Genomic DNA, 16626 nt, shown 5'->3' on the forward strand with positions numbered 1-16626 from the left:
GCATGGTCGAGGGCGGGGCCGTGCGCGCATCAGAGCGCGACGCCCTTGTCGCCGACGAGTTTTTCGAGCATCCAGATCAGCGCGAAGTCGATCGCGACCGTGAACACGGCGAAGCAGAACACGGTCGGGTCGAGCGACGACACGGTGCGGCTGTAGAGCCAGACCGGCAGGGTCATCGTGTCGATGCTGTACAGGAAGAACGTCACCGTGAATTCGTTGAACGACACGATGAACGCGAACAGCATCCCGGCGAGAATCCCGGGCCGCATCAGCGGCAGCACGACGTCGACGAGCGCGCGCCGCGGGCTCGCGCCCATCACGCACGCGGCTTCCTCGAAGTCCGGGCCGATCGACGCTACCGAGGCCGCGCAGTTCTTCACGGTGAACGGCAGCGTCAGGATCACGTGCGCGACCACGAGCCGCACGATGCCGAGCTCGACCGGCAGCGCGTTGAACACGATCAGCAGCGCGAGGCCGAGCATCACGAGCGGATAGACGATCGGCAACGCGACGAGCTGCTCGACGAGCGCCTTGCCGCGGAAGCGGCAGCGCGACAGCGCGTAGGCCGCGGGCACCGACACGGCGGTCGCGATCAGCATCGTCGCGACCGCGACGACGAGGCTGGTCGTCAGCGCGGCGCCCATCGACTGCGCGCTGCCCGCATCGGACGACACGAACGTCTGCCAGGCGGCGCGATACCAGTGCAGGCTGAACTCGCGCGGCGGGAATTCGAGCGTGCCCGATGCGCCGAACGACATCGTGATCATCGTCAGGATCGGCAGTGCGGCGAGCAACAGCACGAGCGTCGCGAGCGTGCCCGTCGCGAGACCGAGGCGGCCGGGCAGGGGCGTACGCAAGAGCAGGGTATTCATCGGCTCACCTCGCCGGCACGTTGCAGGGTGCGCACGAGGCGCTGGGACACCGCCATCACGACGAGCGTCGCGGCCATCAGCACGACGCCCGATGCCGACGCGGCCGGCCAATTGAGCAGCGGCGCGACCTGGTCGTGCACGAGCACCGCGAGCATCGGCACGCGTCGGCCGCCGAGCAGCAGCGGCACCGCGAATGCGCTGGCGTTGTACGCGAACACGAGCAGCGCGCCGGCGACGAGGCCGGGCATCGCGAGCGGCAGCGTCACGTGCCGCAGCGTCTGCCAGCGGCTCGCGCCGAGTGTCGCGGCGGCTTCGTCGTAGGCGCGGGACACCGCGCGCAGCGCGCTCGACAGCGGCAGCACGGCGAGCGGGAACGCGGTCTGGATCAGCCCGAGCAGCACGCCGTGCTCGCGGTACAGCAGTTGCAGCGGCCGATCGACGACGCCCGAGGCCAGCAGCGCGCGATTGAGCAATCCCGCCGGGCCGAGCATCACGAGCCAGCCATAACCTTGCAGCAGCAGGTTCACGAGCAGCGGCAGCAACACGCCGGCGAGCATCAGCCGGCGCGCGAGCCGCGATTCGGTGCGCGCCATCGCGAGCGCGACCGGGATTGCGAGCAGCACCGCGCACACCATGCTCTGGAACGCGAGGCGCAGTGTGAGCCACAGCGATTTCGTGAAGTACGGGTCCGCGAGATCGGCGTAGTTCTGCAGCGTGAAGGTCCGCCATTCGTCGCCGGATACGCCGACGCTCATGCGCAACACGGTGAGCGTCGCGGCGACGAGCACCGCGAGGAACGCGAGGATCGGCGCGAGCAGCAGCCACGGCGGCACGCCGGCCAGCGCGGGCCCGGCGTCCGAGCCGGTGCCGGCCGGTGTGCCGGCGGCCGGCGCCGCGTCGCGGGGGGAGGACAGGGAGGCCATGTCGTTACGCCGCGAAGAGGCCCGTGTAGCGCTTGATCCACGCCGGCTGGACGACGGCGAGCGCCTTGTCGTCGTGCAGCACGGCCTTCTCCGCGATCTGCTGCGGCGACGGCACGAACGCGCGGCTTTCCGCGGGAATCACGGCCTTGCCGTTCACGGGCCCGTTCAGCACGTCGGCCGCCATCCGGCCCTGCACGCCCGCGTCGAGCGAATGGTTGATGAACGCGTGGATCAGGTCGAGGTCGCCCGGATGCGCCTTCGGGATCACCGTGAACATCAGTTGCGTCGCGAAGCCTTCCTTCATTCCGTACGTCACGCCCATCTTGTAGTCGGGCTTGCGGATCTGGTCCGGGAAGAACGCCGGCGAATAGATGCCGCCGATGTCGAGCGAGCCGGTGCGGAACAGGTCAGCGACCTGGTTCGGGTTCTCGCCGAGGGTCATCACGCGATCCTTGAGCTGCGCGAGCTTCCGGAACCCCGGATCGATGTTCTGCTGCGAGCCGCCGGCCAGCTTCGCGGCGATGATCGCGAGGTCGACCGCTTCGGCCCACTCCGGCGGCGGCAGGAACAGCCGCCCGGCATATTTCGGATCCCACAGTGCCTCGTAGCTCGACGGCGCGCTCTTCACGGTCGCCGTGTTGTAGATCAGCCCGTCCGACCACAGCAGGTAGCCGATGCCGAAGCCGTTCGCGCCCGTGCGGTATTGCGGCGCGACGTCCTTCAGGTTCGGCAGCCGGTTCAGGTCGGGCTTCGCGAGCAGGCCGGCGTCGGCGAGGCCGGCCGCACCGACGCCCGCGAGCGTGATGACGTCGTAGGTCGGCCGCTCGCCCGCGGCCTTGACCTTCGCGACCATCCCCGACGTGCCGTCCGCGCGATCGGCGATCACGCGCGCGCCCGTCTGCTTGCTGAAGGTTTCCGCGATGTTGCGCAGCGCGGCCGCGCCGGTATCGTCGGACCAGGTGAGCAGGCGCAGCGTCTTGCCCGCGAAGCTGCCCGACTGAGCCTTCGCAGTCCTGATGAACGGCATCGGAATAGCGGATGCGGCGAGTGCCGTGCCGAGGGTTTTGATCACCTGCCTTCTGCCCGCCTTGAAGTGTTGCATGGCCGTCTCCTGATGAACGATGCCGTGTGGTTCGATGCCGGTCGCCGAAAGGCGGCGCGGGTGTGGATGAACTGTAGGGAGGTCAAATTTCCGCAACAAACGAAATATCCGCATGCGGGCCATGACATAAACGCATGGGTCGCCGGCCTCAGCGGGCCGCCGTCATGACCTGCTTGATCTCCTGGAAGGCGGCCAGCCCGAACGGGCCGAGCTCGCGCCCGACACTGCTGCGCTTGTAGCCGCCCCATGAGGTTTGCGGATAGATCAGTTGCGGTGTGTTGATCCACACGACGCCCGCTTCGAGCGCATTGGCGACCCGCCTGCCGCGCGCGGCGTCGCGTGTGACGACGGTTGCGACGAGCCCGTATTCGGTATCGTTGGCGGCCGCGATCGCGTCGTCCTCGGCGTCGAACGCGCGCACGCACAGCACCGGCCCGAAAATTTCGTCGCGCCATAGCGCGCAGCCGGCCGGCACGTCGGCGAACAGCGCGGGGCGGATGAAGTAGCCGGGGCCGGCGAGCGCGTCGCCGCCCGTCACGAGCCGCGCGCCATCGGCGCGGCCCTGTGCGATGTGGCGCTTCACGCGTTCGTATTGCGCGCGGTTCGTCAGCGGGCCCATCTGCACGCCGGGTGCGAATGGCGGGCCGACGACGGTCGTCTCGATCCGTCGCGCGAGGCGCGCGATCAGGTCGTCGGCGAGCGGGGCGGCCACGAGCACGCGCGAGGTCGCCGAACACATCTGCCCGGCGTTGAACAGGCCGCCGCCCGCGACCAGGTCGACCGCGTGATCGAGGTCGGCGTCGTCGAACACGACGATCGACGATTTGCCGCCGAGTTCGAGACCGACGCCCTTGATCGTGTCCGCGGCCGTCTTCATGACCTGCGCGCCGACCGCCGTGCTGCCGGTAAACGACACCTTCGCGACGAGCGGATGCGCGCACAGCCGGGCACCGACCTCGTGGCCGGTGCCCGTCACGACGTTCAGCACGCCGGGCGGCAGGCCCGCTTCGGCGACGATCGCGGCGAGTTCGAGCTCGGGCAGCGGCGTGATCTCGGACGGCTTCAGCACGACGGTGCAGCCGGCGGCGAGCGCGGGCGCGAGCTTCCATGCGGTCGTGACCATCGGGAAATTCCACGGCACGATCAGCGCGGCGACGCCGGCCGGTTCGCGCCGGATCCACGCGCGATGGTCGCCGCCGGGCAGCGCGATCTCGGTTTCGCCGTCGGTGTCGAGGGCCTCCGCGAGGCCCGCGTAGTAGTCGAAGGTGGCGATCACGTCGGCGACGTCGATCTCGGCTTCGGCGAACGGCTTGCCGTTGTTGAGCGACTGCAGTGTCGCGAGCCGCGTGCGCCGTGCGTCGACGCCGCGCGCGATGGCACGCAGCAGCGCCGCGCGCGTGGCGCCGGTCGTGCGTTTCCAGCCGGGAAACGCGCGCGATGCTGCTTGCACGGCACGCTCGACGTCTGCCTCGCCGCCTGCGCTGACGTCGGCGATGATCATTTCCGTCGACGGGTCGACGACGGGTAGCGTCGCGCCGCCGAAGCTCGTGCGCCACGTACCGTCGATGAAATGGCGCGTGTGCAGCGGCGGATCGAACGCGAGATCGGGCGTCGTGCTCATGGCCGCACCTGACCGAACCAGGTTGCCTCGTCGATTTCGATCACGGTCGGCATCGGACGTGCCGTCGCATCGCGCAGCGCGTCGGCCAGCGCGTCGGGCGTCGCGGCCGCCTGCGCCGCGCAGCCGAAGCCGCGTGCGAGCGTCTGGAAATCGGGCGTATACGGATCGACGCCGACCGGCGTGATGTCGCGCTCGACCATGTATTTGCGGATCTCGCCGTAGCCGCGGTTGTTCCAGACGATCACGATCACCGGCACGCAAGCCTCGACCGCGCTCGCGAGCTCCGGCAGCGTGAACTGCAGGCCGCCGTCGCCGATCAGGCACACCACGGGCCGCGCAGGCGCGGCGAGCTTTGCGCCGATCGCGGCGGGCAGCCCGTAGCCGAGCGTGCCGTAGCCGGTCGACGAGTTGAACCAGCTGCGCGGTGCCGGCGCATCGTGCGTGAAATTGCCGACGTAGACGGGGCTCGTCGAATCGCCGGCGATGATCGCGCCGGGCAGTGCGGTGACGATGGTCTCGATCAGCCGTGCCTGGGCACGCGCGTCGTCGTCGTGGCCGGCCGCGATCGTGGCGCGCACGGCGGCCACCCGCGGCGCACCCCAGCCGGGCTCGGGTGCCGGTGCCGGCCGTTCGTGCACGCGGGTCGACAGCGCGCCGAGCGCCAGCCGCGCATCGCCGGCGATGGCGATTTCGGCGCGCGCATTGCGCATCAGCTGTTGCGCGTCGATGTCGATGCGGATCAGCCGGCCGTCGATCGCGAAGCCGCCGTCGAACGTGACGTCGTAATCGGTTTCGCCGAGTTCGGTGCCGACCGCGAGCACCACGTCGGCCTCGCGGATCGCCGCGCGCGTGGCCGGCAGCGACTGGGTGGAGCCGATCAGCAACGGGTGGCCGGCCGGCAGCAGGCCCTTCGCGTTGATCGTCAGCGCGACGGGCGCGTGCAGGCGTTCGGCGAGTTCGCGCAGTTCCGTCGCGGCGTGGATCGCGCCGCCGCCGGCCAGGATCAGCGGCCGCCGGGCCTGCGCGAGCAGGTCGGCGGCTGCCGCGAGCGCGTTCGCATCCGGCGCGGGGCGCGCGGGCAGCGCGAGCGGCGCGGCGGGCAGCGCGGGCGCCGGCATCACGATCACGTCGAGCGGGATCTCGATATGCACGGGCCGCGGACGCGCGCTTTCGAACACCGCGAAGGCGCGCGCGAGGACCTGCGGCAGGTCGGCCGCGTCGAGCAGCGTGTGCGAGAACGCGGTGAGCCCCGCGAACACGTCGCGCTGCGACGGCAGCTCGTGCAGGCGGCCGTCGCCGCTGCCGAGCTCACGCCGCGCGTTGACGCTCGAGATCACCAGCATCGGAATCGAATCCGCGTAGGCCTGTGCCATCGCGGTCGCGATATTGGTCATCCCCGGCCCGGTGATGATGAAGCAGACGCCCGGCCGGCCGGTGACGCGGGCATAGCCGTCGGCCATGAATCCGGCCCCCTGTTCGTGGCGCGGCGTCACATGACGGATCGACGATGCGGCGAGGCCGCGATAGAGCTCGACGGTATGCACGCCGGGAATGCCGAACACGCATTCGACACCCTGGCGCTCGAGAAGATCGACGAGCGCTTCGCCGCAGGTGCGGGGGCGCGCATGGAACGGAGCGGCCGTGGCCGCGCAGGCCTCGGCAATGCAGGAGACAGGGGCGGGATGGTTCATGGATCGTGACGTGCCGATTGGGAGGGGGAGTGGCCCGTACCGCAAGCAACGGGCATGAAGCGGATTGTCGGGGTCGATCGGCGCTGCCAACAATCGATTAGTTTTCATGCAGCGCATGAGCGCCGTGCATGGCGGCGTCGAGGCTCGCCGGCGGCCCGACGCTTGCCGCGGCTAGCGGTCGGCATGCGCGGGAACCGTTCGGCCCGCGCACGATTCCCGCGTCCTGCTGCTTCGATCTCCATCGGGCACGCGCGTGCCCGGGTGTTCGTGGTGAGCGGGCCGGACCCGCCACCGGCATGCCCGGCCCGGCCTGCAAGCGAACCCGCGACGGTCAGTGCGGCGCGGTGAAGCGCGGATCGATATACGCGTCGACGTCCTGCGACTGTTTGTACACGGCGTTACGCACGTTGAACGCATTCGCGTTGCGCGTCGAGCCATAGATCGAATCGAGCCCGTCGCCCTTGCGGAACGCACGCTTCGCGGCAGCCTCGTCGAGCAGGTGCGTGCCCTTCAGCAGCGGAAGGTATTGTTCCGGCGCGAGCCCGACACGCGCGGACATGATCCTGACCGCGTCGGCCTGCGTCTTCGGGTCGTTGATGTACGCGACGCAGCGGTACCAGACCTTGACCACCTTCGCCCAGTCGGCCCGGCGCGCGGCGAGGCTCGCCGGCGCGACCGTGATCGCATCGTAGATCAGCCCCGGCGCATCCGCCGACGTGAAGATCGCCCGTGCGCCCGGTGCGCGCTTCAGCGCCTCGCCCGCGTTCGGCTGCCAGGCGGCCACCGCGGCGATGTCGGACGACGAGCCGAGCACCTGCGGCAGTTCGTTGGTTTTCGCATTCACGAGCGTGACGTCGCCGTCCTTGAGCCCGTGCTTCTGCAGCGCGGTTTCGAGCAGCAGGTGATCGACCAGGCCGAGCTCGACGCCGACCTTCTTGCCCTTCAGGCCTTCGACGGTGCGCAGCGGCGGCTTCGCGACGATCATGTCGTTGCCGGCCGAGTAGTCGGTCAGCAGGATCATCACGTTCTTCGCGCCGGCCGCGCCGGTGACGAGCGCATCGCCGTTGGTCGCCGCGACCGCGTCGAGCTTGCCCGCGGAAAACGCGTCGAGCGACGCCGAATAATCGAACCATTCGAAGTCGACGTCGACGCCGGCTTCCTTGAACCAGCCCTTGTCGAGCGCGACCTGGAACGCGACCCAGCCGGGCCAGTCGCTGTAGCCGATCTTCAGCGGCGCGGCCGCGTGCACGGCGGGCGCCGTCAACAGCGCGGCGGCCGTGACGGCGGCCCCCAATGCGTGACGGACGAAACGGAGGGACGGCAGGCGGCGGAACGCCGGGGCGGGACGGGTCATCGTTGTTCTCCAGGAGACCGGGATCGGGATCGTCGATTCGGACCGCGCCTGTGCGCGGTCCGGCCGCGTGGCCGGTTCCTGCGGATGCGGAACGAACGAAGCGGCCACGGAGAGGCGCGACGGCCGTTGCCATCGCCAATCTCCCGGGCTTTTGTCCCGCCGTGTAGCGCGGGTGCGTCCGGTCTCGCGATCGGACGCACCCGCGCCGGGCTGCTCTCGGACCAGACGTTCGATGAACCGGAACCCTAGCACCCCTAAGATGCGACGCTGCCGCACCTCTCGGCGTCATGCCGAGCGAGAAGCGTGCCAATGGCACGCGGTCACGCGATTCAACGGCGCCGCGCGGCGCGCTGAAGTTCGATGAAGCGGGCGGAGAACAGCGCGCTCAATGCGCGCCGGAGCAGGTCGAGCTTGTTCATGACGCGTGAGATATCGAGTGACGATGCATCCGTTCAGCAATGCCCATGCCATTGCCGAACGCGCGGCGCAGGTGCGCACGATCCGCACTGCGCCGGTGCGCGATCGCATGCGCATGGTGCGCCGCACGCCCGCTGCGAGGGCAAGCCGCCGCCGCCGCCGATTCGTGCATGCCGCGGGTCGTCGCGCCGTCGTGCCGCGTCGTGCGGTCGTTGCGCGGTCGTCGTGTGGTCGTTGCACGGCGGCTGGCACGCAACTCGCTAGATTGACGCTCGAGAGGTGCGAAGCAATTTGCATCATCTTCAGGATCGCTAGGGTTCCGGTCGTGCGGCGTTCGCGCCGCGCGATGACTGGTCCGAGAGCAATCCGGTCTTGCCTTCGCCTCGCTTCGAGGAAACGGCGAGGCTCCACGGAGGGATAAAAGCCCGGGAGGTCGCGATGTCGTTCGGTCGCCCTCTCACGCCTTTTGTCCAACCCTCCACGGAGCCGCCATGTCGCCGAGCCCCCAAGCCCTCCTTGCCCCGCCGCCGCACGTCGTGTGGGAAACGCTGATTCCCGCGGGAACCCACTGGTCCGGCATCCTGCGCCGCGGCCTCGCGCTGCGCGTCGTCGACGTCGACGGCGGCGCGAACCTGTCCGCCGTGTTTCATCGCCAGGAAGACCCGCTCGAACGCTACAACATGGCCGATACGCTGAAGGCGCAGCACACCGCGCATCTCACGCGCGGCCATGCGCTGTACACGGACATGGGGCGCGTGATCGCGTCGATCACGGCCGACACGCTCGGCTGGCACGACCCGCTCGGCGGCGTCGGCGATGCGCGCTTGTTCGCGCACAAGTACGGCACGACCTCGTACCAGGCCGATCGCAACGCGATGATCCGCAACGGCCGCGACAGCCTCGTGCTCGAGCTCGCGAAATACGGACTGTCGGCGCGCGATCTCGCCGCGAACGTCAACTTCTTCAGCCGGCTCGACACGCGCGACGACGGCACGCTCGATTTCGTCGCCGGACATTCGCCGGCCGGCAGCGCGCTCGACCTGCGCTTCGAGATGAACACGCTCGCGGCGTTCTCGACCGCGCCGCATCCGCTCGATCCGCGGCCGGACTATGCGCCGAAGCCCGTGAAGCTGATCGCGTACCGCGCGTATCCGGCGGACGGCGCCGCGCCCGAGGACGACCCGTGCCGGCGCGCGTGCGCCGAGAACATGCGCGGCTTCACCAACACCGACCGCCTGTTCGCGTAAGGAGCCGGACCATGCCGATCATCGAAAGCCGTCTCGACCCGCGCGACGCGATCCACGACACCACGCTGAACGCGGGCGAACCGTGGCTGCACGACCTGAAACGCGGCCAGGTCTTCCGCATCCTCGACCTGGAAGGCAACCAGGCGGTCGACACGCTGTTCTACCGCACCGACGACACCGAGGAGCGCTACAGCGCCCAGGACACGATTCGCGCGCAGCGCAACCTGTACCTGAGCGCGGGCAGCGTGCTGCTGTCCAGCCGGGGCAACCCGATGGTGACGATCGTCGCCGACACGTGCGGGCGCCACGACACGCTCGGCGGCGCGTGCGCGGCCGAGAGCAACACCGTGCGCTACGCGCTCGACAAGCGCTACATGCACAACTGCCGCGACAGCTTCCTCAACGCGATCGCGCACTGCACGTGCGGCGCGGGTGCGCGGCTCGGCAAGCGCGACCTCGTCGGCAACGTCAACTTCTTCATGAACGTGCCCGTCACGCCGCTCGGCGGGCTCACGTTCGAGGACGGCATTTCCGCGCCCGGCAAGTACGTCGAGATGCGCGCGGAGATGGACGTCACGGTGCTGATCTCGAACTGCCCACAGCTCAACAACCCGTGCAACGGCTACAACCCGACGCCCGTGCGCCTCACGATCTGGGAGGCCGAATGAACCACGCCCACGCTCGCCATCGTTCTCGGGAGGCCGCATGAGATTCGCCAAAGTCCTCGTCGCGAACCGCGGCGAAATCGCATGCCGCGTGATCCGCACGCTGAAGCGGCTCGGCATCGCGTCGGTCGCGATCTATTCGGACGCCGATCGCGACGCGCGTCACGTGGCGCTCGCCGACGAAGCCGTGCGGGTCGGGCCGGCGCCGGCCGCCGACAGCTACCTGAACGTCGCGGCGATCCTCGCCGCCGCGCGCGAGACCGGCGCGCAGGCCGTGCATCCCGGCTACGGCTTCCTGTCCGAGCATGCGGGCTTCGCCGATGCGTGCGAAGCGGCGGGCCTGCGCTTCATCGGCCCGCGCGGCGATCACATGCGCGCGTTCGGCCTCAAGCACACCGCGCGCGCGCTCGCCGCCGCACAGGGCGTCGCGCTGTTGCCGGGCACGGGCCTGCTCGACGACGTGGCGACGGCGCTCGCCGAAGCCGGCGCGATCGGCTATCCGGTGATGCTGAAAAGCACCGCCGGCGGCGGCGGGATCGGCATGTCGCTCTGCCGCGATGCCGCGCAGCTCGAGGCAGCGTTCGAATCCGTCGTGCGGCTCGGCAACGCGAACTTCGCGCATGCGGGCGTCTATCTCGAGAAGTTCGTCGAACACGCGCGGCACATCGAAGTGCAGATCTTCGGCGACGGCCGGGGCGGCGCGATCGCGCTCGGCGAACGCGATTGCTCGGTGCAGCGCCGCAACCAGAAGGTGATCGAGGAAACGCCCGCGCCGGACCTGACCGATGCCGAGCGCGACGCGCTGCACGCGAGCGCGGTGCGGCTCGCCCGCGCGGTCGGCTACGCATCGGCCGGCACCGTCGAATTCGTGTTCGACGCGAACGCGCGCCAGTTCTATTTCCTCGAGGTGAATACGCGCCTGCAGGTCGAGCATTGCGTGACCGAAGCGGTGACGGGCGTCGATCTCGTGGAATGGATGATCCTGCAGGCCGAAGGCGACCTGCCGCCGCTCGACACGCTCGCGGTCGCGCCGCGCGGCGCGAGCATCCAGGTGCGGCTGTATGCGGAGGATCCGCACAAGCAGTTCCTGCCGAGCGCCGGCCTGCTCACGCACGTCGCGTTTCCGGACGACGTGCGCGTCGACGGCTGGATCGAGGCGGGCACCGAGATCAGCGCGCATTACGATCCGCTGCTCGCGAAGCTGATCGTGCGCGGCGATACGCGGCGCGACGCGCTGGCCGCATTGCAGGCCGCGCTCGCGCGTACCGAGCTGTACGGGATCGAGACCAACCTCGACTACCTGCGCGCGATCGCCGGCTCGGACACGTTCGCGCGCGGCGCGCCGACGACGGCATTCCTGTCGCGCTTCGCGTTCGCGCCGCACACGATCGACGTGCTCGACGGCGGCGTGCAGACCACCGTGCAGCAGGCCCCCGGGCGGGTCGGCTACTGGAGCGTCGGCGTGCCGCCGTCCGGGCCGATGGACGATCGCGCGTTCGACCTCGCGAACGCGCTGCTCGGCAACGCGCGCGACGCGGCCGGGCTGGAATTCACGATGGTCGGCGCGACGCTGCGCTTCAACACGGCGACGCTGTTCGTGCTCGGCGGCGCGCCGCTCGCGGCCACCCTCGACGGCGAGCACGCGCCGTTCTGGCAAGTGCTGCGCGCGCGGCCCGGTGCGGTGCTCAAGCTCGGCGGCGTGACGGGCGCGGGCGTGCGCGCATGCCTGGCCGTGAAGGGCGGGCTGCAGGTGCCCGACTATCTCGGCAGCAAGGCGACCTTCACGCTCGGCCAGTTCGGCGGCCACGCGGGGCGCGCGCTGCGCAAGGGCGACGTGCTGCATCTGCACGCGGACGCGGGGCGCGGCGACGCGGGCGCGACGCTGGCCGCGGCCGAGGTTCCCGCGCTGACGCACGCATGGACGCTCGGCGTGCTCGACGGTCCGCACGGCGCGCCGGACTTCTTCACGCCCGACGACATCGCGATGCTCTACGGCACGCAGTGGACGGTCCATTACAACTCCAGCCGCACCGGCGTGCGGCTGATCGGCCCGAAGCCGCAATGGGCGCGGGTGGACGGCGGCGAGGCGGGCCTGCATCCGTCGAACATCCACGACAACGCGTATGCGATCGGTGCGGTCGATTTCACCGGCGACATGCCGGTGATCCTGGGCCCCGACGGCCCGAGCCTGGGCGGCTTCGTGTGCCCGGTGACGGTCGTGCGCGACGAGTTGTGGAAGCTCGGGCAGTTGCGCCCGGGCGACACCGTGCAGTTCGTGCGCGCCCGCGTGTCGCCCGCGCCTGCCGCCGCCGCGGTCGTGCCTGCGGCTTGCGCCGACGCGCCGGACGATTGCGTGCTGCATCGCGATCCGGCGGCCGGCGGCGGCATCGGCGTGGTGTACCGGCGCTCCGGCGATCGCAACGTGCTGGTCGAATACGGGCCGCTCGTGCTCGACCTGAACCTGCGCTTTCGCGTGCATGCGCTGATGTGCTGGCTCGACGCGCACCGGCTGCCCGGCATGCTCGACCTGACGCCGGGGATTCGTTCGCTGCAGGTGCAGTTCGACGCGCGGACGCTGCCGCTTGCCACGCTGCTCGCGCATCTGCAGGCAGCCGAGCGCGAACTGCCCGACGTGGCCGACATGCGCGTGCCGAACCGCATCGTGCATTTGCCGCTGTCTTGGGACGACCCGTCGACGCGCATCGCGATCGAGCGCTACATGCAGTCGGTGCGGCCCGATGCGCCGTGGTGCCCGAGCAATATCGAGTTCATCCGGCGCATCAACGGGCTGGCGAGCATCGACGACGTCAAGCGCATCGTGTTCGACGCGCGCTATCTGGTGATGGGGCTCGGCGACGTCTATCTCGGCGCGCCGGTCGCGACGCCGATCGATCCGCGGCACCGGCTGGTGACCACGAAGTACAACCCCGCGCGCACCTGGACGCCGGAGAACGCGGTCGGCATCGGCGGCGCGTATCTGTGCGTGTACGGGATGGAAGGGCCCGGCGGCTACCAGTTTGTCGGCCGGACCGTGCAGATGTGGAACCGCCACCGCACCACGCGCGAATTCGAGGCCGGCAAGCCGTGGCTGCTGCGCTTCTTCGACGAGATCCGCTTCTACGAAGTCAGCGAAGCCGAGCTGACCGCACTGCGTGCGGATTTCATCGCGGGCCGTGCGGCGCTGAGGATCGAGGAATCCGTGTTCGATCTGGGCGCATACAACCGCTTCCTGCGCGACGAGGCCGAGTCGATCGCGACGTTCAAGGCCGCGCAGCAAACCGCGTTCGAAGCCGAGCGCGAGCGATGGCGCGCGGCCGGGCAGGCGGAATACGTCGGCGAAGCGGAGCCGGGCGACGGGCAGGCGGCGCGCGCGGCGGGCGCGCTCGACGACACGCAGCGGGCGATTGCCGCGGACGTGTCGGGCAGCGTGTGGAAGGTGCTGGTCGAAGCCGGCGAGCGCGTGACCGAAGGACAGGTCGTCGCGATCGTCGAGTCGATGAAGATGGAGGTGGCGGTGACGGCAACGGAAGACGGCACGATCGAGACGATCGATTGCGCGCCGGGCGCGGCGGTGGTGGCCGGCCAGCGGCTGATGGTGATGAAGGCGGGTGCTGCCGAGGAGGTCGCATGAACACGACGGAACGCTCCCTCCTGACCGGGCTGCGCTCGATTGCCGCGCTGCGCGCGCGCTATGAAGCGGGCGACCTGACGCCGCATGCGCTCGTCGACGCGATCGCCGCGCATTTGGACGAGGGTGACCCGCATCACGCGTGGATCCGGCCGCTGTCGCGCGCGGAGATGACGCGGTATGCCGACGCGCTCGCCGGGCGCGACATCGCGACGCTGCCGCTGTACGGCGTGCCGTTCGCGATCAAGGACAACATCGACCTCGCGGGCATCCCGACGACGGCGGCCTGTCCGGCTTATGCGTACACGCCCGCACGCAGCGCGCCCGTCGTCGAGCGGCTGATCGCGGCCGGCGCGATTCCCGTCGGCAAGACCAATCTCGACCAGTTCGCGACCGGGCTCTCGGGGCAGCGCTCGCCTTACGGCGCGTGCCGCAATGCGCTCGATCCGCGCTATGCGTCGGGCGGGTCGAGTTCCGGGTCGGCGGTGGCGGTCGCACTCGGCGTCGCGACGTTCTCGCTCGGCACCGACACGGCCGGCTCCGGGCGCGTGCCGGCCGCGTTCCACGGCCTCGTCGGGCTCAAGCCGACCCGCGGCGTGGTGAGCACGCTCGGTGTCGTGCCGGCCTGCCGCTCGCTCGATTGCGTGTCGGTGTTCGCGCACTCGCCGGCCGATGCGCGGGCCGTGTTCGACGTCGCGCATGGCGTGACCGAAGGCGATCCGTACGGGCGCGCGTGGCAGCCGCTGCCGGGCGCTAGCGGACTGCGCGCGCATCCGGGGCGGCCGCTCGCGCAGTTGCGCTTCGGCGTGCCGCGTGCCGATCAGCTCGAGTTCTTCGGCGACGAATCGTATCGCGCGGCGTGGGGCGTGGCGCTCGAACGCCTGCGCGCGACAGGCGCGCGGGTCGTCGAGATCGACTTCGGCCCGTTCCTGGCCGCCGCGCGGCTGCTGTACGAAGGCCCGTGGGTGGCCGAGCGGCTCGCCGCGATCGGCGCATTCGCCGCGCGGGAACCCGATGCGCTGCATCCGGTGATCCGCGAGATCGTCGGCGGTGCGTCGCGTTTCAGCGCGGCCGATGCGTTCGCGGCATTCGACCGGCTCGCGACGCTGCGCGTCGAGGCCGATCGCGCGTGGGGGGGGCTCGATGCGATCGTGATGCCGACCTCGGCGACGACCGCGACCGTCGACGCGCTCGAAGCCGACCCGATCGGCGTCAACTCGCGCTTCGGCTACTACACGAATTTCGTCAACCTGCTCGACCTGTCGGCGATCGCGGTGCCGGCCGGCACGTGCGAAAGCGGACGGCATGCGGGCTTGCCGTTCGGGATCACGTTCGTCGGCCGCGCGCACGACGATGCGCGGCTGCTGGATCTCGCGCAGGCGTGGGTCGACGGCGCCGTCGCGGGCGGCGATGCGGGCGTCGGCGATGCCGGGGCGCCAGCGCCGGCGGCGCCTGCGTCCGGTGTGTCGTCCGATGTGTCGTTTGGCGCATCGTCTGGCGCGTCGTCCGGTGTGTCGTCCGATGTGTCGTCCGGCGTGTCGTCCGGTGTGTCGTCCAACGAGTCGTCCAACGAGTCGTCCAACGCGTCGTTCAACGTGTCGTTCAACGCGTCGTCCGGTGTCGTGCGCGTGGCCGTCGTCGGCGCGCATCTGCGTGGCGAGCCGCTGAACGGGCAGCTCACGGATCGGGGCGCGCGTTTCGTCGCCGCGACGACGACGGCCGCCGCCTATCGCCTCTACGCGCTGTCCGCGGCGGCCAGCGGCGGCGTCGCCAAGCCGGGCCTCGTGCGCGTGCCGGACGGCGGCGCGCCGATCGCGGTCGAGATCTGGGAGATGCCGGTCGACGCGTACGGCGGCTTCGTCGCCGGGATTGCGGCGCCGCTCGGCATCGGCACGCTGACGCTCGCGGACGGCTCGCGGATGCAGGGTTTCCTGTGCGAAAGCGCGGCGCTCGACGATGCGCAGGACATCACGCGCTTCGGCGGCTGGCGGGCCTACCGCGCCCAGGCCGCCGACGGCGCATTGCAATGAACGCCCGGTCGCGCGTGGCCCTTGGGCGGCGCGCGACCGGCACCCGCAACGATACGGAGATTCCCATGTCAATGACCCGCAACACGACCGGCTGGCTGGCCGTGCGCCGCGAACTGACGACGCGCGGCAAATGGACGCTCGGCCTCGCGTCGTTCCTGCTGCCGTGCGCCGTCTGGTGCCTGATCAGCTATGTGCCGTTCGTCTGGCATCCGCAGATGCGCATCACGAATCCCGGGAGCGTCGACTATTTCCAGGCAGGCATGCAGATCGATCGCGATGTGTTCGACGACGAGCTCGCGCATGCGCGTGCGACGCACGCGGCCATGCCCGAAGGCGTGCGCGCGAACCCGGTCTACCTGCCCGCGCCGCATCAGGTGCTGCGCGCGTTCTACACGGCATTCACGACGCCGCCCGCATCGCGCGACGGCGTGTGGCTGCACGAGAGCCTGTGGCACAGCATCCGGATCATCTTCTGGGGCTTCGTGATCTCGTCCGCGATCGGCGTGCCGCTCGGCATCGTCTGCGGCACCTTCAGTGCGCTCGCGCGGCTGCAGGAGCCGTTCCTCGAGTTCTTCCGCTACCTGCCGGCGCCGGCGTTCGGCGCGCTGATGGTCGCGATTCTCGGCATCTACGACGCGCCGAAGATCGCGATCATCGTGATCGGCACGCTGTTCCAGCAGGTGCTGATCGTCGCGAACACGACGCGCAAGCTCGAATACGGGTTGTTCGAGGCGGCGATGACGCTCGGCACGAAGAAGCTGAAGCTGCTCACGCACGTCGTGATTCCGGGCGTGCTGCCGGACCTGTATCGCGACCAGCGGATCCTGCTCGGCTGGGCGTGGACCTACCTGATCGTCGCCGAACTCGTCGGCACGAGTTCGGGCATCACGTGGTACATCAGCCAGCAGGCCCGCTACCAGCATTTCGACAACGTATACGCGGCGATCCTGATGATCGGGATCATCGGCCTCGGCACCGACATCGTGCTCGGGCTGCTCGGCCGCAAGCTGTTTCCGTGGGATCGCACGCTGAAGGCGTGACACCCGTCGACGCGCATCCATCGACCGATTTTCGCA

At 70.1% G+C, this 16626-nt stretch carries 11 protein-coding genes and 2 riboswitches; of the genes, 5 read left to right on the forward strand and 6 right to left on the reverse strand.

All coding sequences use genetic code 11. From position 1 onward, the window contains the following. Window positions 1-29: 29 nt before the first annotated feature. The 6 genes from U4Z64_RS28860 to U4Z64_RS28885 all read right to left on the reverse strand — a co-directional run bounded on the left by U4Z64_RS28860 (window position 30) and on the right by U4Z64_RS28885 (window position 7563). Entirely contained in the window at window positions 30-872 is an 843-nt protein-coding gene (locus tag U4Z64_RS28860; RefSeq protein WP_321821750.1) for an ABC transporter permease, read from the reverse strand. After that, window positions 869-1795, reverse strand: a complete 927-nt coding sequence (locus U4Z64_RS28865) for an ABC transporter permease (protein ID WP_321821751.1) — start codon at window positions 1793-1795, stop codon at window positions 869-871. Before U4Z64_RS28865 ends, U4Z64_RS28860 begins: the two co-directional genes overlap by 4 nt. A 4-nt stretch (window positions 1796-1799) precedes the next feature. Next, a complete protein-coding gene (locus U4Z64_RS28870; protein WP_124523434.1) occupies window positions 1800-2897 on the reverse strand; it encodes an ABC transporter substrate-binding protein in 1098 nt (365 codons plus the stop codon). Window positions 2898-3045: 148 nt separating this feature from the next. Further along, window positions 3046-4518, reverse strand: coding sequence for an aldehyde dehydrogenase family protein (locus U4Z64_RS28875; protein WP_321821752.1), 1473 nt, complete (start codon window positions 4516-4518; stop codon window positions 3046-3048). Further along, window positions 4515-6209, reverse strand: a complete 1695-nt coding sequence (locus U4Z64_RS28880; RefSeq protein WP_321821753.1) for a 5-guanidino-2-oxopentanoate decarboxylase — start codon at window positions 6207-6209, stop codon at window positions 4515-4517. The genes U4Z64_RS28875 and U4Z64_RS28880 overlap by 4 nt, the downstream gene beginning before the upstream one ends. Window positions 6210-6540: 331 nt before the next feature. After that, window positions 6541-7563 (reverse strand): ABC transporter substrate-binding protein, encoded by a 1023-nt coding sequence (locus U4Z64_RS28885; protein ID WP_124572071.1) that lies wholly within the window; start codon window positions 7561-7563, stop codon window positions 6541-6543. Between the two features lie 138 nt (window positions 7564-7701). Then, window positions 7702-7823, reverse strand: a riboswitch (guanidine-I (ykkC/yxkD leader). A 457-nt stretch (window positions 7824-8280) separates the two neighbouring features. Then, window positions 8281-8414: riboswitch (guanidine-I (ykkC/yxkD leader) on the forward strand. Window positions 8415-8471: 57 nt separating this feature from the next. On the opposite strand from U4Z64_RS28885, the gene U4Z64_RS28890 reads away from it, so the two are divergent. The 5 genes from U4Z64_RS28890 (at window position 8472) to U4Z64_RS28910 (ending at window position 16590) form a co-directional block, all read left to right on the forward strand. Continuing rightward, window positions 8472-9227, forward strand: coding sequence for an urea amidolyase associated protein UAAP1 (locus tag U4Z64_RS28890; protein ID WP_321821754.1), 756 nt, complete (start codon window positions 8472-8474; stop codon window positions 9225-9227). Window positions 9228-9238: 11 nt separating this feature from the next. After that, entirely contained in the window at window positions 9239-9895 is a 657-nt protein-coding gene (locus U4Z64_RS28895; protein WP_044848699.1) for an urea amidolyase associated protein UAAP2, read from the forward strand. Window positions 9896-9932: 37 nt separating this feature from the next. Continuing rightward, complete coding sequence (uca, locus tag U4Z64_RS28900) at window positions 9933-13523, forward strand: urea carboxylase (protein ID WP_321821755.1); 3591 nt, start codon at window positions 9933-9935, stop codon at window positions 13521-13523. After that, a complete protein-coding gene (gene atzF, locus U4Z64_RS28905) occupies window positions 13520-15550 on the forward strand; it encodes an allophanate hydrolase (protein WP_321821756.1) in 2031 nt (676 codons plus the stop codon). The genes uca and atzF overlap by 4 nt, the downstream gene beginning before the upstream one ends. Before the next feature lie 65 nt (window positions 15551-15615). After that, the gene (locus U4Z64_RS28910; RefSeq protein ID WP_321821757.1) at window positions 15616-16590 is read left to right on the forward strand and encodes an ABC transporter permease; all 975 of its coding nucleotides are present in this window, start codon (window positions 15616-15618) and stop codon (window positions 16588-16590) included. Window positions 16591-16626 lie beyond the last annotated feature (36 nt).

The organism is Burkholderia sp. BCC1996 (genome assembly GCF_905339955.1).
In the GTDB taxonomy this organism is placed as follows: domain Bacteria; phylum Pseudomonadota; class Gammaproteobacteria; order Burkholderiales; family Burkholderiaceae; genus Burkholderia.

Bases quoted from the DNA above. Each gene is read 5' to 3' on its own strand.
- U4Z64_RS28860 (WP_321821750.1), bottom strand. From the start codon at position 872: ATGAATACCCTGCTCTTGCGTACGCCCCTGCCCGGCCGCCTCGGTCTC.
- U4Z64_RS28865 (WP_321821751.1), bottom strand. From the start codon at position 1,795: ATGGCCTCCCTGTCCTCCCCCCGCGACGCGGCGCCGGCCGCCGGCACA.
- U4Z64_RS28870 (WP_124523434.1), bottom strand. From the start codon at position 2,897: ATGCAACACTTCAAGGCGGGCAGAAGGCAGGTGATCAAAACCCTCGGC.
- U4Z64_RS28875 (WP_321821752.1), bottom strand. From the start codon at position 4,518: ATGAGCACGACGCCCGATCTCGCGTTCGATCCGCCGCTGCACACGCGC.
- U4Z64_RS28880 (WP_321821753.1), bottom strand. From the start codon at position 6,209: ATGAACCATCCCGCCCCTGTCTCCTGCATTGCCGAGGCCTGCGCGGCC.
- U4Z64_RS28885 (WP_124572071.1), bottom strand. From the start codon at position 7,563: ATGACCCGTCCCGCCCCGGCGTTCCGCCGCCTGCCGTCCCTCCGTTTC.
- U4Z64_RS28890 (WP_321821754.1), top strand. From the start codon at position 8,472: ATGTCGCCGAGCCCCCAAGCCCTCCTTGCCCCGCCGCCGCACGTCGTG.
- U4Z64_RS28895 (WP_044848699.1), top strand. From the start codon at position 9,239: ATGCCGATCATCGAAAGCCGTCTCGACCCGCGCGACGCGATCCACGAC.
- uca (WP_321821755.1), top strand. From the start codon at position 9,933: ATGAGATTCGCCAAAGTCCTCGTCGCGAACCGCGGCGAAATCGCATGC.
- atzF (WP_321821756.1), top strand. From the start codon at position 13,520: ATGAACACGACGGAACGCTCCCTCCTGACCGGGCTGCGCTCGATTGCC.
- U4Z64_RS28910 (WP_321821757.1), top strand. From the start codon at position 15,616: ATGTCAATGACCCGCAACACGACCGGCTGGCTGGCCGTGCGCCGCGAA.